The 19,761-nt window shown below is 42.3% G+C and carries 20 protein-coding genes, 1 tRNA gene and 1 pseudogene; 14 read left to right on the top strand and 8 right to left on the bottom strand.

What is annotated here, in order from left to right:
* Positions 1-196: 196 nt before the first annotated feature.
* Positions 197-1,432, top strand: a pseudogene (locus JWG44_RS06590) (formylglycine-generating enzyme family protein); the annotation flags it as partial.
* Positions 1,433-1,434: 2 nt separating this feature from the next.
* Here the strand turns inward: JWG44_RS06590 and JWG44_RS06585 are convergent.
* Complete coding sequence (locus tag JWG44_RS06585; protein WP_205274164.1) at positions 1,435-2,232, bottom strand: SDR family NAD(P)-dependent oxidoreductase; 798 nt, start codon at positions 2,230-2,232, stop codon at positions 1,435-1,437.
* A gap of 156 nt (positions 2,233-2,388) precedes the next feature.
* On the opposite strand from JWG44_RS06585, the gene JWG44_RS06580 reads away from it, so the two are divergent.
* The 5 genes from JWG44_RS06580 (at position 2,389) to JWG44_RS06560 (ending at position 5,342) form a co-directional block, all read left to right on the top strand.
* Positions 2,389-3,027, top strand: a complete 639-nt coding sequence (locus tag JWG44_RS06580) for a DUF2889 domain-containing protein (protein WP_205274163.1) — start codon at positions 2,389-2,391, stop codon at positions 3,025-3,027.
* Entirely contained in the window at positions 3,017-3,193 is a 177-nt protein-coding gene (locus JWG44_RS06575; protein WP_205274162.1) for a hypothetical protein, read from the top strand. The genes JWG44_RS06580 and JWG44_RS06575 overlap by 11 nt, the downstream gene beginning before the upstream one ends.
* A tRNA-Thr gene (locus tag JWG44_RS06570) sits at positions 3,173-3,244 on the top strand. Before JWG44_RS06575 ends, JWG44_RS06570 begins: the two co-directional genes overlap by 21 nt.
* 50 nt (positions 3,245-3,294) lie before the next feature.
* On the top strand, positions 3,295-4,242 hold the full coding sequence (locus JWG44_RS06565; protein WP_205274161.1) for an AEC family transporter: 948 nt from the start codon (positions 3,295-3,297) through the stop codon (positions 4,240-4,242).
* 83 nt (positions 4,243-4,325) lie between these two features.
* Entirely contained in the window at positions 4,326-5,342 is a 1,017-nt protein-coding gene (locus JWG44_RS06560; protein ID WP_232371520.1) for an ankyrin repeat domain-containing protein, read from the top strand.
* A gap of 374 nt (positions 5,343-5,716) precedes the next feature.
* On the opposite strand, the gene JWG44_RS06555 is transcribed toward JWG44_RS06560, so the two are convergent.
* Positions 5,717-6,271 (bottom strand): LOG family protein, encoded by a 555-nt coding sequence (locus tag JWG44_RS06555; protein WP_205274160.1) that lies wholly within the window; start codon positions 6,269-6,271, stop codon positions 5,717-5,719.
* A 742-nt stretch (positions 6,272-7,013) separates the two neighbouring features.
* Here JWG44_RS06555 and JWG44_RS06550 point away from each other — a divergent pair.
* Positions 7,014-8,282 carry an LA_2444/LA_4059 family outer membrane protein gene (locus tag JWG44_RS06550; RefSeq protein WP_205274159.1) on the top strand — a complete coding sequence of 423 codons (1,269 nt, stop codon included), beginning with the start codon at positions 7,014-7,016 and terminating at the stop codon, positions 8,280-8,282.
* Positions 8,283-8,388: 106 nt separating this feature from the next.
* Here JWG44_RS06550 and JWG44_RS06545 read toward each other — a convergent pair whose 3' ends face one another.
* Positions 8,389-8,913, bottom strand: a complete 525-nt coding sequence (locus JWG44_RS06545) for a DUF6580 family putative transport protein (RefSeq protein ID WP_205274158.1) — start codon at positions 8,911-8,913, stop codon at positions 8,389-8,391.
* Positions 8,914-9,064: 151 nt separating this feature from the next.
* Between JWG44_RS06545 and mazG the strand changes: the two genes are divergently transcribed.
* The 3 genes from mazG to JWG44_RS06530 are packed head-to-tail and all read left to right on the top strand — an operon-like array spanning position 9,065 to position 11,045.
* Positions 9,065-9,880, top strand: coding sequence for a nucleoside triphosphate pyrophosphohydrolase (gene mazG / locus JWG44_RS06540; protein WP_205274157.1), 816 nt, complete (start codon positions 9,065-9,067; stop codon positions 9,878-9,880).
* On the top strand, positions 9,877-10,266 hold the full coding sequence (locus tag JWG44_RS06535; protein WP_205274156.1) for an LIC_13241 domain-containing protein: 390 nt from the start codon (positions 9,877-9,879) through the stop codon (positions 10,264-10,266). The genes mazG and JWG44_RS06535 overlap by 4 nt, the downstream gene beginning before the upstream one ends.
* Entirely contained in the window at positions 10,263-11,045 is a 783-nt protein-coding gene (locus JWG44_RS06530) for a response regulator (protein ID WP_205274155.1), read from the top strand. The genes JWG44_RS06535 and JWG44_RS06530 overlap by 4 nt, the downstream gene beginning before the upstream one ends.
* On the opposite strand, the gene JWG44_RS06525 is transcribed toward JWG44_RS06530, so the two are convergent.
* From JWG44_RS06525 to JWG44_RS06515, 3 genes are read right to left on the bottom strand one after another with little or no spacing between them, the layout of a single operon-like run.
* Positions 11,042-11,710, bottom strand: a complete 669-nt coding sequence (locus JWG44_RS06525; protein WP_232371519.1) for a hypothetical protein — start codon at positions 11,708-11,710, stop codon at positions 11,042-11,044. The two genes, JWG44_RS06530 and JWG44_RS06525, sit on opposite strands and share 4 nt — an antisense overlap.
* A gap of 56 nt (positions 11,711-11,766) precedes the next feature.
* Positions 11,767-12,963, bottom strand: coding sequence for an NADP-dependent isocitrate dehydrogenase (locus JWG44_RS06520; RefSeq protein ID WP_205274154.1), 1,197 nt, complete (start codon positions 12,961-12,963; stop codon positions 11,767-11,769).
* A 60-nt stretch (positions 12,964-13,023) separates the two neighbouring features.
* Positions 13,024-13,599 carry a hypothetical protein gene (locus JWG44_RS06515; protein ID WP_205274153.1) on the bottom strand — a complete coding sequence of 192 codons (576 nt, stop codon included), beginning with the start codon at positions 13,597-13,599 and terminating at the stop codon, positions 13,024-13,026.
* Positions 13,600-13,814: 215 nt separating this feature from the next.
* Between JWG44_RS06515 and JWG44_RS06510 the strand changes: the two genes are divergently transcribed.
* Both JWG44_RS06510 and JWG44_RS06505 read left to right on the top strand, forming a co-directional pair.
* Entirely contained in the window at positions 13,815-14,222 is a 408-nt protein-coding gene (locus tag JWG44_RS06510; RefSeq protein ID WP_205274152.1) for an LIC_13246 family protein, read from the top strand.
* 44 nt (positions 14,223-14,266) lie between these two features.
* On the top strand, positions 14,267-15,391 hold the full coding sequence (locus JWG44_RS06505) for a hypothetical protein (protein ID WP_232371518.1): 1,125 nt from the start codon (positions 14,267-14,269) through the stop codon (positions 15,389-15,391).
* Here JWG44_RS06505 and JWG44_RS06500 read toward each other — a convergent pair.
* Both JWG44_RS06500 and JWG44_RS06495 read right to left on the bottom strand, forming a co-directional pair.
* Positions 15,381-15,701, bottom strand: coding sequence for a DUF2809 domain-containing protein (locus JWG44_RS06500; RefSeq protein WP_232371517.1), 321 nt, complete (start codon positions 15,699-15,701; stop codon positions 15,381-15,383). The two genes, JWG44_RS06505 and JWG44_RS06500, sit on opposite strands and share 11 nt — an antisense overlap.
* 139 nt (positions 15,702-15,840) lie before the next feature.
* Complete coding sequence (locus JWG44_RS06495; RefSeq protein WP_205274151.1) at positions 15,841-17,613, bottom strand: apolipoprotein N-acyltransferase; 1,773 nt, start codon at positions 17,611-17,613, stop codon at positions 15,841-15,843.
* A 192-nt stretch (positions 17,614-17,805) separates the two neighbouring features.
* Here JWG44_RS06495 and murA point away from each other — a divergent pair, with 192 nt between their 5' ends.
* Together murA and JWG44_RS06485 are read left to right on the top strand one after the other, a co-directional pair.
* The gene (gene murA, locus JWG44_RS06490; RefSeq protein WP_205274150.1) at positions 17,806-19,104 is read left to right on the top strand and encodes a UDP-N-acetylglucosamine 1-carboxyvinyltransferase; all 1,299 of its coding nucleotides are present in this window, start codon (positions 17,806-17,808) and stop codon (positions 19,102-19,104) included.
* Positions 19,101-19,757 carry a 4Fe-4S dicluster domain-containing protein gene (locus JWG44_RS06485; RefSeq protein WP_205274149.1) on the top strand — a complete coding sequence of 219 codons (657 nt, stop codon included), beginning with the start codon at positions 19,101-19,103 and terminating at the stop codon, positions 19,755-19,757. The genes murA and JWG44_RS06485 overlap by 4 nt, the downstream gene beginning before the upstream one ends.
* Positions 19,758-19,761 lie beyond the last annotated feature (4 nt).

Genomic DNA, 19,761 nt, shown 5'->3' with positions numbered 1-19,761 from the left:
TCAAAATCCGTTTTCCCCTCAAAATTCTCCTTTGAAGCGTCCGATTGTTGCCGAAGATTTAAGAAGAATCCCAATCTTTCACCAACGATTCAAGAATATGATCCGGCAACGCATTCTCACATTTTCAAAATTTCTCATTCTCTCCATCATTCTTTGGATAGGAACTGAATCGAACGGACTCTTCTCCCAAGACCAAGAAGATCCGTCCCTCAACCTGAGGATGGTCCCTTTCTGGAAAGGAGAAGTCGAAGCCGTTTATCGAGGAAAGGGGAAAGTAAAAATTCGAATTCGAAGAGGATCGGTTTTTTACGGAAAGGAAGAAGAAGAAATCAAAGCCATTCTCGCGCGCCGACCGGATTATCCGGTTTTACAAACCAATCCTGAAAGGGAAATCGGTTCGTTCTCAATTCGACAAATCTCAATCGCTTATCAATCCACTTCTCGAGGAAAAAAAGCAAACGAAATAGAACTTTTCGGATCCTTTGTAGCAAACACGGGCGTTCCTGAAAGTCTTCTTACTGCGGGAACCTTTATCCAAGATTACAAACAAGAAGTTGCTTACGTGGAACCGGGAGCTTTTTTTACGGATGAACGGAGAAGAACGAGACCTACGAAACAACTCAGACATCCGAAAGATGGAAAAGAGATGATTCTGATTTCCGGAGGATACGAACAGAACGGAGAAATATTCTACGAATCCATGGGTTTTTTTCTACACGGACAAGGAAGCTACGCGTCCGAAGACAGCTATAATCCGTTCTATTTTAAACCGGATCGCGGAAATCTACAAGACGTCTCTTCATTTTACATCGATAAATATGAAGTTACAAATCAAGAATATTCAAAATTCTTAAAGGAAACCAATAGCCCTTCTCCTCCACACTGGCCAAACGGAACTTATCCATCCGGAAAGGAACATCATCCAGTCAACGGCCTTACCTATAGGGAAGCGGAAGATTACGCACGCTGGTCCGGAAAACGATTGCCCACCGAAATGGAGTGGGAAAAGGCCGCAAGAGGAACGGGAATTACTTGGATGATAAATCGCGACGAATCTTATTTTTTTAATCTCAATCCGCTCGAATATCCGTTTGGAAACGATTTTGATCCGGTTCTCTGTAATACGATCGAAAGTAAACGTATGGATACGATCGGAGTTTATGAACTCGCAAAAAAATCGGCAAGTCCTTATGGAGCTATCGGAATGTGCGGAAACGTGGCGGAATGGACGAGTTCGGATTATCTTCCGTACAAAGGACACTCTCTCAAAAGAAACGCGTTCGGGAAAATGCACAAGGTGATTCGCGGCGGTTCTTTTGCTTCCACAAAAGAAGAATCGACCGTCTATCACAGATCTTTCGGAGGAATCCCAAATTTGAAAACGGATCGCCGGGCAGGAATTCGTCTTGTCTGGGATCTTCCCGGAAGATAAAATTAAGTCACTCTCGCCCTTCTCAAAAGTTTATCCAACAAGGAAGGCGAGAATCTACTCACCCAAAAGGCAAATAACTCTCGAAGTTGCGAAGGATAACAATCTCTTTTTCGAGACTCGATCGCTTTCAAAATTCGATTGGCCACAACTTCCGTGGGAAGTCCTTTCCTAATTCCTTCATCCATAATTCCATAGGCGGATCCGTCCGAAGCCAACGCCTTTACGGAAATATCGGTTTTCACATAACCGGGAGAAACAGTCATAACGTGCATTCCACTCTCGAAAGTTTCCAGTCGAATACTGTCCATAAACGCCTGCACCGCGTGTTTGCTCGCGGCGTAACCGGAACGATACTGAGTGGCAAATCTTCCTTGAAGCGACGAGACCGCAACAAAATGGCCCTGATTTTGCCTGAGTTCGGCTTCACAAAGTTTAAAAAGATGAACAAGCGGATAAAAGTTTACGTCCATTAGACTTTCATAAACTTTAATTTCAGTTTCTCTTGCAAGGGCCCGCATACTGATACCTGCGCTATGAATGATTCCGTCGATCCGCCGGACTTTCTTTCTAAAATCTTCAGTAGTTTTTTTGAGTTGAGAAGAATCCGATACGTCGCCGGGAAGAGGAAGAATTTTATCCGGATAAGCGGCTTCGTTTTTTAATTCCTTTAAAAGCTCTTTTCTTCTAGCGAGTGCGCCGACGATCGCGCCTTTTTTGTTGAGTTCCAAGACGATCGCCTTTCCGATTCCGGAACTGGCTCCAGTCACCATAAATGATTTTTCTAAAAAGAAGGATGTCATATCTAAGCCGGACTGAAGATAACAGAAAAGAGAAAAAAAGCAATTGAAAATAAGTCTAAAAAATTCTTTAGGAAATCGAGTGTTTTAAAAAGATGAACTTATAAGAATTAGAAGAATATATTTTTAAAAAGTTTTTTTAAATAGGGTTAGGTTTGGATGAACATGTTACAGGAAATCAAGGATAGAATTCGTTTTAGAAACACGGATTTTCAGAGAAACTATGAAAGTCGTTACTATTGGTTTCCGGAAGAATCGCCTCCTTTCTGCGTGATAGAAGTAAATCAGTATGATCCGTATCACGATATGACTCTCTATCTCGAAGTGGATTTGACTACGATGAAAATCAAAAAATCCGGAGTCGAAGAAAAAAGGGTTCCGTACGAGACATGTCCCGTTGCGATTCGAAATTACGATTATCTCGTCGGCGAAGAAATGTCTTATTCCAAACTCATGAATCGTTTTCCAGCCGATAAAACTTTGGGTTGTCTTCATATCAACGAATTGATACAGAACGCCGCGATGAATTTCCATTCCGCATACGCTTTTTATTTAAAGGAAAGAAACTTTCCGGCGCAATTCGACGAATACAAAATGTATGAAGGGGAACTTCCGGCTCGAGAAAGAAGGGAAATCGGACGCCACTGGTGGATGAAAGACAGAGGCGTTAAGAATTCCTGTTATTCTTTTTCCTCCCGTCATGAAAAACCGGAACTCAAAGACCAAGTGAAACATCTTGACAGCATCACCGCAATGATGGTAAAAGAATTCAAGAAATCGAGAAAAGATGGATCTTAAGAAAGTATGTCCCGTCTGTCGTCTACTCTCCGAAGTAGTCTATGTCCACGGACACGGTCAGTGCAGTCTTTGTAAAACGAACATCGAACCCTGCTGTTCGGGAGATTGTAGTGAAGATTTTTCTCTTCCCGAATGGAATCTTTCCGCCCGCTTAGCTCAGGGGTAGAGCATTTCCCTCGTAATGAAAAGGTCGCCGGTTCAATTCCGGCAGCGGGCTATTTCTAAAACTCTTGCTCAATCCTTTCCGATCCACACTGTGTCCAACGGATGGAGCATTTAATTCTAATTCCAGTTTGTCTTTTTGCAGGTTGGCTACTCAGACGAGGAAAAATTCTTCCTGAAAACTCAGCACAGGTTTTAGGAAGTTTTATAATCTATGTTTCGCTTCCCGCCCTCGTCTTAGCGAACGTTCCATCCATGTTTTTAGAATTTTCTTTTGTTTATTTGGCCTTGATGCCTTGGTTAGTATTTGGAATTTCCGTAGTTTTCTTTTATTTCGCGGGCAAATTCTTCCATTGGACTTTGCAAACCAGAATCGCCGTTACTCTCTGTTGTGGACTCGGAAACACTTCCTTTGTCGGACTTCCCATCCTAAGGATGTTCTACGGAGAAGAAGTCACGAGTGCGGTTTTGATCGCGGATCAATTCGGGACCTTTCTTTGTCTCTCAATACCGGGATTCATTCTTGCGGTAAGATATCTTCCCGAAAACGAAAAGAAAAACGATCAAGGACTCTTCAAGTCGATTTTAAAGAAGCTCTTCACTTTCCCTCCGTTTCTTGCTTTACTTTTTTCGTTTTTCCTAAGACTTTTCACAATCCCGGAAGAGATCCATTCCGTGTTTAAAACTTTGGGAGAAACATTGGTTCCAATTGCCTTATTTACGGTCGGGTTTCAGCTACGGTTTCCGGATTCAAATTCCCAAGAAATGGAATCGGAATCGTCCTTCGGAACCGCACTCATAACAGGCCTGATTTATAAATTGCTTTTTGCGCCGATTTTAATATTCCTTTGCTATTTCTTTCTGAAAGTAGATCCGAAACATATAAGGATTGCCGTTCTGGAAGCGGGAATGGCGCCAATGATAACGGCGTCGATTGTTGCCCTGCAGATGGGGTATAGGCCGGCTCTTTCGGCGGCTTTTCCGGGAATTGGACTCTTGTTTTCCATTCCTACGTTATTTCTATTCTATACTCTTTTGGAGAATGTTTTCTGACTGATTTTTCTGAATCTCTGATCGACCTTTTTTCCGCAGTCAAAACCGGGAAGAACGAAGAAATCAAAAGGCTTCTTTCGGAAATGGAAGGGGAGCAAATACTTATCGATTGGTTGAAAGACTATAGGGACAACTACGGCTCCGGAGTTCTTTCTTGGGCGGTTAAGAATTTGGACTTGGAAGCGATCGAACTTCTTTTGGAGGCTGGCGCCGATCCGGACGAGTCAAACTCCAGAGGGGAAACACCTTTGCTCACTTCTTTGGATCTTGGCAACGAAGACTTGATAAAAACGTTTTTAGAAGCAGGTGCAGATTGTGGTAAGAAAGATTTTGCCGGAAACACGCCTCTTACAAAGGCAGTCAGCACTGGAAACGTAGAAATTGTGGAATTGGTTTATGCAAACGAAGAGCCTAGTCCCGATCCTGAGGAAAGAAACGGAGAAGGATATACTCCGCTTCTGCTCGCCGTTGATCTCGGACATCTTTCCATTGTAGAATATCTCTTGGATCAAAACGCGGATTTTTTAAAGAAGAATTCGGAAGGAAGAACCGTTCTTCACCTAACTGCCCTTCACAACGATTTCGAAATTTTGGATTTATTTTTGGAAAAGGAAGAAAGTAAATCTATATTAGAAAATCGCGATGCGGATGGGAACACGGCGCTTTTGCTCGCGGCCTCGCACGATAGCGTAGAATGTCTCGAAAGACTTCTAACTATCGGAGCGGATCCTTTGAAAGTAAATACCTCCGGAAAAACCGGCTTGGAAGAAGCGGAAAGACAAAAATATCATCACGCCGCAAAAATTCTTAAAAGGATTCTTGTTGAAAAACTTTTTGAGGCCGCAAAGACCGGAGACGAAGATCTTTGTAAAACGATTCTCGGCCTTGAAATTTCCCCGAACTCGATCGATCTAGATGGAAATACTCCGCTTCATATCGCGGTGATTCAAGAACAGATCGGAATCATCAAATATCTGTTCCGCGAAAACGCTTCTCCATTCTTAAAAAATTTGGATGGAAAGTCGGCTTTGGATCTTGCCAAAGAATCGGAGAACCAAGAGCTGATTCAAATCTTGGAACCTGAACCCGAAAAAGATTAGGTTTTCTCTCGGGAAAAAATCCGATTCTTCTAAGAATGCAAAGAGGTCGTTTCGAAAAAACGAACGGAAATACTTTTTGAAAACGAGCTTAAAATCCGGTCCAAATCGGATTTCAAAATGAATTCATTCTTCCTAACTCGGAAATTTAGAAAAACGAAAGTCATGCCTTCTAATGATTGTTCGTCCAAAACCTTAAAAGAAACCACCTACAAGATTCATACAAGTTCGTAATAAAAAAGATGGAGTTCCCACAGATTACGTCCCTTTCTCACGGTTTATGACCTTCCTAAAAGACTTTTGCCGCCTCATTTCGATTGGAGTTCCTACATTCTGAGGTTTTAGGGTCAGCTCCTATTTTTCAAAAATTGTAAATTTCAAAACTTCTTTATCAATAAATCCAAAAGTTCGGAAGGATCGTCCGAAACGATCAAAGCTTCTTTTGTAGTCGAATCCATAAAACCGTCGTTCACCATTCGATCCAGTTGTTTGAGAAGGTAATCGAAATAACCTTCCGTATTCAATAAACCCAGAGGTTTTCTGATGAGTTTGAGTTGATTCCAGGTTGTGATTTCCACGAGCTCGTCCAAAGTTCCGATTCCTCCGGGGAGCGCGATAAAACCTGCGGACTTCTCATACATTCTAAACTTTCTTTCATGCATGGAGGAAACGATCATAATATCTTTCACTCGATCGTGTTTGATTTCCTTTAACGTTAAAAAGTCGGGAATAATTCCGGAAACCGATCCGCCACTGTCCATCACTGCATCCGCGATCGTTCCCATGAGTCCGCAAGAGGCTCCTCCGTAGACGAGATCGAGATTTTTCCTTACAAGCAAGACTCCTAAGTCTTGTGCGACTTTTGTATAAATAGGATTGTTCCCGTTTCGGGAACCGCAAAAAACACAAACTGCTGACTTGGTAAAATTCATACTCTCTCTTTTTAGTTCTATTCCATAAGACTTTTAAGAATTGGAATTCCTTTTTTTATTTTTATTTCCGTTCTCGGTAAAAGAAACCGCATCTATACAAACTTCAATCGAAGGACATTGGAACTTCAAGCTTCCTTACACGGCATCGGCAATTTCTTTGATTTTATGAAGTTTCAAATTCCGGGCATCCAGAGATAAAATTCGAAAATATCTAAATCCCGAACCGGGCAAGGAGTTCCGAGCTTTTCAAACAAGGGGATTCAGATTTCGAATCGTATCAGCGGTTGAAGGATTGGGGCGCCACTCCGGATCGCAGTGCATAACCTTACCCACAAGTTGGAAGGAACCGCCACGAGAATTGTCTTACAAAGAAGGTTTTTTTAGGAGCTCCTACGGGGGATTTTTTTTCTTGCAAAATTAGAATTTTGTGATATAGCAAAGTTTCCGGAGTCTTCCGCCACCCGCCCCGCCACCCGAAAATCGGGCGGGGCGCGCGATTTTTACAGAGGATTGTCGGAGTTCCGACAGATTCCTCTACCGATTCAATCGACTTGTGGGTTAGGTTATGATCGCAGAGAGTGGGTTCAGAAACCTAAAATTGAATCGATCTGTTTCTAAGGTGATTCTATTTCTTTTTTTCTGACGAGAGGATCCTCTAATGTTTTTCTTTTTCATCTTTTAGGAAAAAAACGTTTGAATTTCGAATTCTCTCGTCTTATCTAATTCACACTCTAAAAATTATATGAAGAACCAAACTCAAAGCTTAGTAACTCTCATTTTATTCATTCTGATCGTCTCCCTTTCGTCGGAAATGTTTGCCCAAGGCAAAACTCTTCAAACGACCCCGGATCAATTGGAAAGGGAAGCGGATGAACTCGAAGCAAAAGCCGGAAGAGTTCAGGATCCTGTGACAAGACAGAGGCTCATTTTTGAAATCCAAAGAAAAAGAACGGAAGCCGCCGAGCTCAGAAACACTCTTCACGAACAAGAGCTCAACAAAGCTCCCAAGGGAGCCACGTTCGAAATCGCCGTTCTTTTTAATCAGGCGACTTGGGTTCCGGAGTCCTTAGCGAGAAGACAAAACGTTTCCACAAACGAAACCAATTCTTATCTTTATACTTCCGGCGCCTATCAGAGCATCAATTCCGCCGCCGCAGTCGGCGGTTTTGACGCCCATCTCGTCAACAATACCGGAAGTTTCTACTCGAGCCCTCAAGGAAATACGAAAACCGCTTACCCCATCCGTTTTCTATTCTTAACCGAATCCAAAAAGTTCGGAGTGGAAGCGACTTTTTTAGATTTGAGAATCAATCCTTCTTATTCATCCATCAATATCAATCCGACAACCGGAAACTTAAATCAGTCTTATAGCATTTACGGACCACAATTGAGAAGAACGGATATCCAACTCAATCTTCTCTATTTTTTTGAAACCGGATCCGGAACCAGAATCGGTCCCTCTTTAGGAATTCGAAATTTGGACACTTACTCAAAAGAATACGGAAACCTCCCTGGAGGTTTGGGTTTTGGAAACATGGAAGAAAAAGCGGGAGGCCTTGGACCGCAGATCGGATTTCGAATCGTAAAAAAACTGAATTCCTATTTTCAATTTCATGCGAGCGCGGACTATTTTAAAACATTGGGCAAATATCGTCTTCAGACCAATGGAACTACAAACTATAACGGAGTTCAGAATTTTCTGGTTATGGAAACTGCGGGTTCAGCGGGGGAAAATCTTGTAAAAAGAACGGGTTACCAATTGGACACGGGACTTTCTTTTTCTAGAACGAGTTGGTTAAAGTTTACACTCGGTTTTCAATACACCGAGATGAGATCCTCCGTTTCGGGCTACAACTACAACGCCTCTCTTTTGATTCCCGATGCAATCAGCGCTACCGCTTTGAATACGATCACCAAACCGGTGGATTTGACGTCGACCAGACCGGCTCTGGAAAAAGAGGTCGTAGATTCTTATTATGGATTTTATTTGGGAGTTTCTCTGATCTTGTAAAAAAGAATATAGAGATTCTGAGTTGAAAAAAGGAAAGGCCTTTCAGTGCAGATCGAGGTCGGAACTCCGAACTGCACTGGATTCAAATTCTAAGAAGAATCCGAATTTACTTCACAGGAACGGGAGAAAGTTTCAACCAACCGGCTTTCTCAACGAGTGCGAATGCACCAAAGAGAACCGTGTTATAAAAAAGATCTCCCAACAAACCGTTTGGAAAGAACGGAATTGCCATAATGTAACACTGGGCAAACCCGCTTAGATCCAAGGTGTACATTCCCGAAGTCAGCCAAACAAAAAAGTTTGTTACCGCAAAAAAAGCTACGGATCCGATTCCGGAGAAAAGAGCAATTCTTCCGACGGAAGAGGAAACTCTCAGCTGCCAGCCCATCACTACGAGTAACAAAGACATTCCGTAAACGATCGGCATCAAATCGTGAAATCCGATGATCAGATCGCTGATCAAAAGTGCTACGATAGGAAGAATCAGAGAAAGTTTTTTGGAAGCAAAATGAGCTCCCGCAAAAAGAGAAATCGCGAGAATCGGCGTAAAATTAGCCGGGTGCGGAAAGTAACGACTAACAACCGCGACCAGGATGAGTGAGAGGACAATGAGACTTTTTGAACGTATCATAGAGCGCCTAGAAAGTATTTTTTATTACTATACTCGTTTTTTGCGGTTCCCGTCAATCCAATCCCGAACCAAAACCTCCCGAAAAGACGTGCGATTTGTGCTCCTTCGAAAAAAATGGGACCATTCGTCGTCTTCATTTTAGAGGGATATCATGCCAACCAGATCGCTTAACGAAGAAATCAGCAAACTTAGGGACGTAACTGCCACATTACGAGGCGAAAACGGATGCCCTTGGGATAAGGAACAAGACCACCAGACCTTGGTTCCTTATTTGATAGAGGAATCGCAGGAAGTAATCGAAGCCATTCTCAAAAAAAACGACGAACTGTTAAAAGAAGAATTGGGTGATCTCTTATTTCAGGTGGTTTTCCACGCAAGACTCGCGGAAGAAAGAAATGCCTTTGATTTAGCGGACGTTGCGGAACGTGTTGCGGATAAGTTGATTTTCAGACATCCTCATGTCTTTCGTCCGGAAGAGCTCACACTTTCTTCTTCCCTGGAAGTGATTGAAAATTGGGAAAAAATCAAAGATAAAGAAAAGAAGCAATCAACTTACTCGTCTATTTTTTCTAACATACCGGAAAATTTCTCCTCTCTCTTAAAAGCAGAGAAGTATCAAAAGAAGGCAGCGAAGGTTGGATTTGATTGGAAGGATCTTTCAGATGTGGAAGGAAAGGTCAGAGAGGAAATGGAAGAATTTTTAGTTGAGTATGGTAAGATCAAAGCTGATGGTTCCAATCAGGTTCGTATGGAAGAAGAATTTGGAGATCTCCTATTCAGTCTTGTAAACTTAGGAAGACATCTTGGAATCTCAGCGGAATCCGCTCTCACAAGAACCAACGCAAAATTCAAAACAAGATTTCAATACATCGAAGAATCTCTTCAAAGTCAAGGAAAGACGCCTGCCGAATCCGACCTACAGGAAATGGATCGGCTCTGGGACAAGGCCAAAGAATTAGAATCATGAGCGAAACCGGTTCATTCGAAAATAAGATAAAAAAAACGGAAGAGCTTATTTCCTTTTTGAACGAGTCCTTTCCCTTAGAATCGAAATCGGATTCTCAGGAGTGGCCTCGCGCCTACGAAACGGCGTATCGTGGAAAACAATACAAAGCCATATTCTCCATATTCGGTTCGTTTACTCTGATTCCTTCCGGGATAAAATCGTCCCAAAACGTCTCACCGATCTTTTATCTCAGCTTAGATACAAATTCTTCGAACTCGCTTTCTTGGACAAAACCGAGCGGAGAATTTTTGGAGAACTTCGAACAAATCCAAGAAGAATTGATTCGTTATATTCAAATTTACGAATCCGGAATTGCTGAAATCAATTCAAGCGAGAATCGTATTTGAAAGTTTTGGTTTTAGATTCCGGAGCCACCGTCAGAAGAATCATTTCTTCTTTTTTCCCTTCCGAGGATTTTCAAATCGTCGAGGCGGCGACTGCAAAAGAGGGGTTGGACCTTGCATTTCAGGAATCTTTCGATCTGATCACGATCGGAATGGTTCTTCCGGATGCGGACGGTTTTACGGTTTGCAAAATCATACGAACAAATCTTAGAGATAAAAAATCAAGCGCCTGTAAAAATTCTAAAATTTATCTCATTACTTCCGGCGACATCGATTCCAATCGAAACAAAGCAAAAGAATTCGGTTTCGACGGGATTTATCCAAAACCTTCCGGTATCGAAGAATTCAAGGCTGTGATTGAAGAAATCATAGAATTGGCCTACGGTAAAGAAGATATAAATCAGGTAGCTTCCAACAATAATAAAAAGATCGTCATCGTGGACGACTCCGAACTCAATCTTCTTTTACTCGGAAAGATGTTAAAAAAGAACGGCTTTCAAGTTCAGGCTTTTACGGAAGGAAAAAAAGCTCTTGAGTATCTTTTGTCCGACAATTCTGAAATTTCACATATCTTTACGGATTGGATCATGCCCGATTTTTCGGGGGAAGAATTTGTCGAAGCGATAAGAAAACAAAATCGTTTTGATTCGGTTCCGATCGCGGTCATCACGGGGTTGGAAGAGAATGAAGGAATCAGCATTTCAAAACTTCCGGAGAACGTTCGAATTCTCCACAAACCCTATTCAGAAAGAAACATATTAGAATATATTCAAAAAATCTAATTCACAGCGGAAAACTGGATCTCGCGGACCACGTCCGGATGACAGTCCGATCTAAATTCTCCCGAAAAAGATTTTAAACCGGAAAACCATTGTCCATTTTCGTATTGAAGATCGTTCCAATAAAGAAACAAAGTGGCCTCTCCGAATTGATTGTTAAACGAAATCTGTTGTATCTCTCCGGTTTCCAGCGGTTCTTTCAAAAACGATTCTCCCGAAAAGGAAAACATTTGAATCTGATACGGTTCGGCTCGATACGGAGTTCCTTCTTTTCTCCGATTGGAAGCCTTTAGCTTCCAGGTAACAATTTTGATCTTTGAAACTTCTTCCAGCTTGAGCGCTTTGGAATAAGTGATATTGCTTTTTTTGTGTTTAAACTTGAATTCGATCGGTATATTTTTCCAAAAACCTTCCACTTCTCGACCGTCGCAAAAAATCACTTTGATTTTTTTTTCGCCTTTCTCATCGACTCCGCTACCGGTCTGTTTTCCGGTTTCTCCTCTTGGATTACGCGATTCTCCGTTGATCGTCGGCTCAGAAGGTAAGGTTGGTTCTTTGGGATTTTTTTGGGGAAGAATTTCGAAAGAAAAGAAAAGGAAAATCAAAACTAGAAACCGAAAGATTCTTCGAAATTCATTCGATTTTCGGAGAACATTTTCAAGTTTCATGGTATTGATAAGAATCCCCGACCGGGTTTCGGTCGGGAACTCGAATTCAAATCAAATTAAAGTTTTTTCTGGATCGCTTCCATAAACTGAAAGGTATCCAAAGATTTTGCATTTGGATCGGTGCAAAGAAGAGTAAGATCTTTTGTCATTTCTCCTCCTTGAATCGTATCGATCACAGCTTTTTCCAACTTCTGTCCGAAAGCTACTACGTCCGGAGTTCCGTCCAATTCCCCTCTTTTAATAAGAGCTCCGGTCCATGCGAAGATAGACGCAACGGAATTCGTGGAAGTGGTTTCCCCTTGTTGGTATTTACGATAGTGTCTTGTCACCGTTCCGTGCGCCGCCTCGTATTCGAATTTTCCGTCCGGAGAAACCAATACGGAAGTCATAAGACCCAAAGATCCGAATCCGGATGCGACCATATCGCTCATCACGTCTCCGTCGTAATTCATCAGCGCCCAGAGCATTCCACCTTCGTTTTTCATGATCTGTGCAACCGCATCGTCGATGAGATAATAAGAATATTCGATACCGGCTTTTTTAAGATCTCCCTCTTTTGCTTTTGCAAGTTCGTCGAAGATAGCGCGAAATCTTGCGTGATACTTTTTAGAAATGGTATCTTTTGTCGCAAACCAAAGGTCGATCTTTTCGGAGATAGCGTAGTTAAAACAAGCCTGAGCAAAACTTACGATCGATTTATCTAAGTTAAACTGACCCATGATGACGCCGGCTCCGTCGAAGTCGTGGATCACGGCTCTTTGTTTTTCTTTTCCGTCTTTTCCAGTATAAACCAATTCTACTTTTCCGGCCTCCGGAATGTAGAGTTCGGTATCCTTATAAAGATCTCCGAACGCGTGACGACCGACGGTGATCGGTTTTTTCCAAGAGCGGACGGCAGGAGGAATGTTATTTACGATGATCGGCTTGCGGAAAACGGTTCCATCCAAAATAGAACGAATCGTTCCGTTCGGTGATTTCCATTCTTGTTTGAGATTGTATTCTTTGACTCGGTCTTGGTTCGGAGTGATGGTAGCACATTTTACGCCGACTCCGTATTTTTGAATCGCGTGAGCGGAATCCACGGTCACTTTGTCTTCCGTCTTGTCCCGGTATTCCACGCCTAAATCATAATAGTCCAGTTCGATATCGAGATAAGGATGAATGAATCTATCCTTGATTTCTTTCCAGATGATCCGAGTCATCTCATCCCCGTCCAGTTCTACGAGCGGGGTTTTTACCTTGATCTTTGCCATTGAATTCTCCTTTAAAATTTTGCGATGATACGATGTAGAATATGATTTTGTTTCAAAGTTCTACTGAGAAGGAAATTTTGAATTTTCAGTGATTTTCATGATCCCATTTCTGAGCCAAGCAAGGTTCTGCATTTCAAAGTAATTGATCGCGACGGGAAGGGAGACGATTCCGATTACGGAAATGTAACGATACTTAAGACTATCTTTGCTGCTTAAACCTTGTATGGTTTTTTCCAGACGAACCAAAATTCTTTTCCAGCGTAAAAAAAGAGGTTTTAGTTCGGGATTGCAGTCTTCAAAAAAAAGTTCTTCCGCGCTCTGAGTGATAACGTCCTTGAGATGAATCGGAAGCGCCGGAGATCCGAACTGATCCCGAAAACGCACCAAGTCCTTTTCGATGTCTTCTTCGGATTGTCTTGAGATGGGAAAAATCGAACTGATACCGATGGAAATCGGAAGTGAGACTCTCAAAAAAAAGTCCCCCGCTACCATGGCCTGAAGGAAGGAACGGATGGACTCCCTCGGAGTCACTGAAAAATCAAGCTGGTTGGAACTGTAATGTTTCGTGGTCTGAATAATATATTGAGTCAGCTTGATTTTTTCTGTCCAAAATATTCCCAGTAGATCTGATTCCATAGGTCTGAATGATACTATTTTGATTTTCCCTTTTTTAGCAAGATTTATTAAAAGCTCACGTTCCCAAAGCCGTTAACCAAAACTTCCCGGGAGATTCCATTCTATTCTCTTTTTGAATCCTCTTTTCACTTTTTTACGCGGTTTTAAAAAAAAATCGGATTGGAAACTCCGTTCTGAAAGTTTGCGGAACCGCTTCTTTCGAAGAGGTAAAAAAAATGAAAGAAACAGTCGATTTAGATCAGGGAGAATGGAAGAAGTTGATCAGTCGAAAAGACGAGTTTGTAAACATCGTCTCGGTCTTAAATCAATTCTACGTTGCAAAGGCCCCCTACTCCAAACTCAGCAATTCTCAAAAACTGAGGATTCAATTGGAAAAGGACGGTTTTAAGAATTTCGAAGCATTCTTAAAACGATTGGGAGAACACGACTTTCTCATCTATATAAAGGCGAATGAAAAATATGAATCCTGGATTCACATCGACGGGATTCAAGAAGAAAGAGATCGTTTTTTAAACGAAGGAACCAAAATACATCCTGTTTTTGACATCGTCTGTATTTCCGATCTTTTCGAAAAGGATTGTGTTTTTGCGGAAGAGGAAGAAACGAAATCCTTCAGTAAATAAGTTTCTGCTTGATCATTTTTTTCCCGGGTTTAAGGATCTTCCGCATGCCGGAACAACCTAACCTGGGAAAAATAAATTTAAGAATTCTGTCTCTTCGTAAGTCCGTTGCAATTTTACTTTTTGCAAGCTGCGTTTTTTGGATCGATTCTCCGAAAGCGGAGGAACATATTCTTCTCAAGAAGGCAAGTCTCAAAGACTATTCTTTTCAACCTTATGCACAAGAAGGCTATTTTGAAGCTTGGAATTATTCTTTTACCGACGACAAAACCTTTATCTACGCCACCTTTTTGGTAAGCAATCTCGGACCGGGAACAAAAAATTGCGGAATCAGTTTGGTTATCCATACTCTCGGAGAAGAAACTCAATTTATCACGAAAGAATTTTCCGGAAAAGAACTCACTGCTGAAAAGGGGAAGTTCGATCTTCGAATCGAAGATAGTCGGATGGTTTTGAATTCCGAAGGAATCGAAATTCAGCAGGAAACGGAAAACATTAAATTATACTTATCCTTTAAGTCCGGTCTCAAACACGGAGTTTCCCTTTCCGGAGGCAAATATCCGGTAAAAGATCAGAACCGTTTTGTCCAAGCCGACATCGCTTATTCCTTTCAATCCGCTTGGGGATATTTGATCCAAGACGGAAAAAAAAAGGAACTCTCCGGAACCGGCGGCTTAGAACATCTCCTTACAAACTATGAAGTTTATAAATACAGTCGAAGATGGGAACTGCTCCGTTCGATCAATACAAAAGGCTTTCGTTTTTATACGGGCGGTTTTTTAGGAAACGATTCTTTTCCGGGTGGTTATTTTAGAACCGTGGCCCTTTTGGATCCCCATGGAAAAAATATTCTTTCGGGTAAGATCACTAAGTTCGAGGTTCTCGAAACGGAGAAAGAACCCTTTTCGGGATATGATCTTCCGAAGCGCGAGAAGATTTATTTTGAAGAAGGTTGTTCCGCCGAAATCGTCAGAAGGGAATCCGTGGGAAGTATCAATGTGCTTTCCAATATTTCTTCGGTTCTCCGGTTTTTTATCCGCTTGTTTTTTGCGAAACCCTATCAGATCTACTCCTTAGCGGATTTGAACCTATCTTGTCCGGGTAAGGAACTTTCGCCGGGATCCGGTGAAACCTTTCACGGGATCTTATCCTATTATCTGATCAATCCGTGACGCGGGTCGGAGTTTGTTGTTTTAAGAATTTGAGAAGAATCCGCGTATCGATGAAAAAAATTAAAAACACACCGATCAGATATGCGAATAAATCCAGCGGATCAAAGACGGATCCGAAAATGATTTTGGTGAGATAATTTTCCTGAAATCCTAAAAGCCGAACGATCTTAAAATATTGAAGCGTTTCCAAAACAAATGAAATTAGAATTATAAAAATCGATAGTTTTACGGAATCGATGTCAGCGATGGATTTAAAAAAACTATAAAGAACCATCACGATGATCAAATCGCCCAGAAAACCTCGAATCAAACGATTGGAATCGAAGAATTGAACTATGATAAAACAGAGACTGATCTACGTAGGATTTTTATTCTTCTTTTTAAGTCTCTGTTTCATCAGGCCCTTTTCATAAGTATAAAAAATTAAGAAGAATTTTCGAACGAGTCGTTTATAACTTCTTCGCTTTCCGAATTCCGATCAAAAGATTCAGATAGTAAATTCCGCTCAAAAAGAGCATCAACCAAGGAATCAAATTTCCATACTGAGTATAAAACGTAGGCGGAGAATCGATTACGTCGATCGTTTCCGAAATCGATTCCGCGGTCATCAGACCGGTTTTTTTACCGCCGACCAATCGACCGAGATGGTCTATGTTCGCCGAAATACCGGAATTGGTGGATCTCACCATCCATCTCCGTAACTCGATCGAACGAAGTCTTCCAAGTTCCATATGTTGATCGCTTTCGGTCGTGGTTCCATACCATTTGTCATTGGTTAGATTAACAATAAACTCCGGATTTCCTGCGGTTCTAAATTCTCTCACAAACTCAGGAAGGATGACTTCATAACAAATCAAAGGAAGAAATTTTCCCGCTTCTTGCACTTCCGTCTTTGCCGACTCATAATACGAACGTACGGCCTCGTGATTTAGATTCTCCGTATCCAACCATCCCAGATGAAGACCCTTCGGAGATTTTTCCTTTTCAGCCGGAGTGTAGTAGCGAATCAAATTATGATTCAATCCCGGCTCGAACCTTCCCGTCTGTTGACTCAGGTCGTAGAGAAAATCGAACGGCATATATTCCCCGAACATCAAAAGAAATTTTTTCTGATAAGAATCTCTTCTATCGCCGTTCGGATCATAGAGAACGTTGTTATTGTAATATCTTAGATTTCTCGCACCCGGTGTTCCTTTGTAACCCGCGTCGATTTCGTTAAAAAATACGTTGGCCTTGTATTTGTTCGCAAGAAGAAACATCAAAGAATCAAAACGATGCCAATACAATCTTCTGGCAACCGTCGTAACTGGAGTATTGTGTGCAGAAAAAAACGGCACACCCGCTTCCGGAAGGACGATCAGATCCGGTTTACTCCCCATTCTTGCAACACCTTCGTCGGTGAGTTTTTCGATTCGAGCCATAAGCGCTTCGATGGATTCTTTCACTTCTCTTCCGTCGCGAAAACTGAGAGGTGCGTCCGGTTGAATCACGAGCACCTTTAAGGATTTAGAAGGTTTTACGTTTTCCCATTTTTTATACAAGACCCCGCCTGAAATTACGAAACTCAGAAGTAGAAGCGCGGGTAACGCGACAAAACGGAAATACTGATTTCTTTTCTCTTTCGAGTTAAGAATTTCTTTCCAATGCCAGGGATTGGATTGAAAGAGCGTATAAGAAACCACAAAGACGAGAAAGCTCAGCCCGTAAACGCCCGTGATCTCCACGTTTTGAGCGAGGAGAATATTCCCCGCGGCGAGATTTCCCCAATACCAAGGAAATAATTGAGGACCGACCAATTCGGAAAGAAGCCCGCAAAATCCCGCCACCCATACGGAATGACGGCCGATCTTTCCGGAAAGAAAGGAAAAACTCATCATAAAAAGCGGAAACTTTAAACTAAACAAAAGTCCCGCGAACAAAAGAATGAGCACTGCGACCACGTAAGGAAAGTTCCCAAACGTGATGGCCATGTGTACGATCCAGTGAAACGAAATCGCATAAAAAATTACGCCGATGATCAATCCCTGATAAAATAACTTTTTATACTTTCCTTGATATTTGAGACTCAACCAGAAGAGGCCAAAGGGAGCAATCCAAACAAAATGACTCAAAGAAACGGGAGCAAATGCTAAGAATGAAAAAAGACCTGTCCAGAAATAACAGAAAAGGTTGAACCAGACTGTCTTCTGAAATTGCTGAAAACGATGGTGTAAATTATCCATGGATAAAACGTTCATCTCCTTTTTAGAACGGGAAGTCAACAGAATTCATCGAGAATTGCCGATCTGAAAATATAGAATGCAGTCGTTTCAAACGAATTCATCCTAAGTCTCAATCTATTTCATTGGTGATTCAAAAATAACAAGAGGTTACAATTCGATTGCCAGAAAGACCGGATTCTACAGTTTATCATTATGAGTTCTTCGTATTTTAAGATCATTGGAAAGACCCCTCTTCATGGAACTGTGGTTCCACAGGGAAATAAAAATGAGGCTCTCCCCTTATTGGGAGCGGTTTGTATGGTTCCTGGGACTCTCCGAATCACCAATATCCCCATGATCTCCGACGTTCTTATGCTCATGGAAGTGCTCCGTCATCTTGGAATGGAAATCACGGAAGAAGAACCCGGCACCTTTTTATTCAAACACGACGGAAATCTAAAAAACCAACTTCCGGAAGAACTCTGTTCTCGGATCCGAGGCGCGGTTACGTTAGCCGGTCCGATTCTCGCGATGACCGGCCGTGTCTTTCTTCCCAAACCCGGAGGAGATAAGATCGGTAGAAGAAGACTCGACACTCATCTCCTCGCGTTACAGGCGTTAGGCGCAAGTATCGAAGTTTTTCCGGACGGATACGAAATCAAAGCGGATCGGCTTCGGGGGACGGATATCCTCATGGATGAAGCTTCCGTAACGGGAACGGAGAATGCGGTGATGGCGGCGGTTTTTGCGGAAGGAACAACAATTCTGAGACACGCCGCGAGCGAACCTCACGTACAAAGACTCTGTGAATTTCTAAATTCCGCGGGAGCAAAGATAACAGGAATCGGTTCGAACATTCTTACGATCGAAGGTGTTGCTTCTTTAAAAGCTCCTCAAAAAGATCACAAAATTGGTTCGGATTATTTGGAAGTCGGCTCCTTTATCAGTTTAGCCGCTGTGACCGGCGGAGAACTTATGATCCGCGACGTGGAGCTCGAAGACATTCGTATGATTCGAATGGTTTATTCCCGTCTTGGAATCGAAGTGCGTCCCCATGAAAACGGAATCTTAGTTCCCGCAGATCAAAAGATGGAAATCATTCCCGACTATCACGGAGCTACGCCAAAGATAGACGATTCCCCATGGCCGGGTTTTCCCGCGGATATGACTTCGGTTGCACTCGTGACGGCAACACAGTGTAAAGGAACCGTTTTGATCCACGAGAAAATGTTCGAGTCAAGACTCTTTTTCGTGGATAACATCATTGCGATGGGAGCCCAGATCATCCTCTGCGACCCGCACAGGGCCATCGTAATCGGACATTCTCGACTTTATGGACAAAAGGTAGCAAGTCCCGATATTCGCGCCGGAATGGCAATGATCATCGCGGCGTTGTGCGCCGAAGGAACGAGTTATATTCACAACATAGGACAAATCGATCGCGGATTTGAAAACATCGACACGCGTCTCAGAGCGCTCGGCGCAAGAATCGAACGAGTAAGAGAAGATTGAACCGAAAGGATTTTTTTAAAAAGGGTCTGGCAAGAATGTTGGACCTCGCACAAGAAAGCGCCGCGGACATTGCGTCCGGTTTTAAAGAAATCACGTCCGATCCGATCCCCAAACCCGCACCCAAGAAAAAGACAAAGAAGAATTCCAAAAAGGAAACTTCGTTTCAACTTCCTCACCATATCAAATCGACTCGAAAGAAAAAGATTCGAAACATACAGGCGCCTCCTGGTGCGTTAGGCGAAATTGAATTCTTAAAAAAGTGTACCGGCTGTGGAGATTGTATTTACGCCTGTCCTTATAGCGTATTGTTTCCCGTCTTTGACGAAACCTCTGAAAAACACATCCCAAGGATGGATTTAAATTTAAACGCTTGTATGCTTTGTAAGGATTGGCCTTGTATCAAAGCCTGCAAAGACGAGGCTCTTCTCCCGTTAAAAGAAGCCCCTAAGTTCGGTCAAGCAAAAGGAATTTTCGAGTTTTGTCTCAATCACAAAACGGGAGAGGCTACTTGTTCCAATTGTAAGGATAGTTGTCCGGTGGAAGGTGTTGTCAATTTTAAAGGAATCAAACCTTCCTTTTCCAAAGCTTGCACGGGTTGCGGTCAGTGTGTTTCTTCCTGTCCTACCTTTCCAAGAGCGATCCGAATTCAATAATTTT

This window comes from Leptospira ainazelensis, from assembly GCF_016918785.1.
GTDB classification, from domain to species: domain Bacteria; phylum Spirochaetota; class Leptospiria; order Leptospirales; family Leptospiraceae; genus Leptospira; species Leptospira ainazelensis.
This window is presented reverse-complemented; position numbering and strand designations above follow the sequence as displayed.

What these genes read in the sequence shown, in the direction of transcription:
- JWG44_RS06515 (WP_205274153.1), bottom strand. Translation starts at nt 13,599, where the DNA reads ATGGAATCAGATCTACTGGGAATATTTTGGACAGAAAAAATCAAGCTG.
- JWG44_RS06585 (WP_205274164.1), bottom strand. Translation starts at nt 2,232, where the DNA reads ATGACATCCTTCTTTTTAGAAAAATCATTTATGGTGACTGGAGCCAGT.
- JWG44_RS06555 (WP_205274160.1), bottom strand. Translation starts at nt 6,271, where the DNA reads ATGAATTTTACCAAGTCAGCAGTTTGTGTTTTTTGCGGTTCCCGAAAC.
- JWG44_RS06575 (WP_205274162.1), top strand. Translation starts at nt 3,017, where the DNA reads ATGGATCTTAAGAAAGTATGTCCCGTCTGTCGTCTACTCTCCGAAGTA.
- JWG44_RS06565 (WP_205274161.1), top strand. Translation starts at nt 3,295, where the DNA reads ATGGAGCATTTAATTCTAATTCCAGTTTGTCTTTTTGCAGGTTGGCTA.
- JWG44_RS06495 (WP_205274151.1), bottom strand. Translation starts at nt 17,613, where the DNA reads ATGGATAATTTACACCATCGTTTTCAGCAATTTCAGAAGACAGTCTGG.
- JWG44_RS06520 (WP_205274154.1), bottom strand. Translation starts at nt 12,963, where the DNA reads ATGGCAAAGATCAAGGTAAAAACCCCGCTCGTAGAACTGGACGGGGAT.
- JWG44_RS06510 (WP_205274152.1), top strand. Translation starts at nt 13,815, where the DNA reads ATGAAAGAAACAGTCGATTTAGATCAGGGAGAATGGAAGAAGTTGATC.
- JWG44_RS06525 (WP_232371519.1), bottom strand. Translation starts at nt 11,710, where the DNA reads ATGAAACTTGAAAATGTTCTCCGAAAATCGAATGAATTTCGAAGAATC.
- JWG44_RS06580 (WP_205274163.1), top strand. Translation starts at nt 2,389, where the DNA reads ATGAACATGTTACAGGAAATCAAGGATAGAATTCGTTTTAGAAACACG.
- JWG44_RS06505 (WP_232371518.1), top strand. Translation starts at nt 14,267, where the DNA reads ATGCCGGAACAACCTAACCTGGGAAAAATAAATTTAAGAATTCTGTCT.
- murA (WP_205274150.1), top strand. Translation starts at nt 17,806, where the DNA reads ATGAGTTCTTCGTATTTTAAGATCATTGGAAAGACCCCTCTTCATGGA.
- JWG44_RS06550 (WP_205274159.1), top strand. Translation starts at nt 7,014, where the DNA reads ATGAAGAACCAAACTCAAAGCTTAGTAACTCTCATTTTATTCATTCTG.
- JWG44_RS06535 (WP_205274156.1), top strand. Translation starts at nt 9,877, where the DNA reads ATGAGCGAAACCGGTTCATTCGAAAATAAGATAAAAAAAACGGAAGAG.
- mazG (WP_205274157.1), top strand. Translation starts at nt 9,065, where the DNA reads ATGCCAACCAGATCGCTTAACGAAGAAATCAGCAAACTTAGGGACGTA.
- JWG44_RS06545 (WP_205274158.1), bottom strand. Translation starts at nt 8,913, where the DNA reads ATGATACGTTCAAAAAGTCTCATTGTCCTCTCACTCATCCTGGTCGCG.
- JWG44_RS06560 (WP_232371520.1), top strand. Translation starts at nt 4,326, where the DNA reads ATGGAAGGGGAGCAAATACTTATCGATTGGTTGAAAGACTATAGGGAC.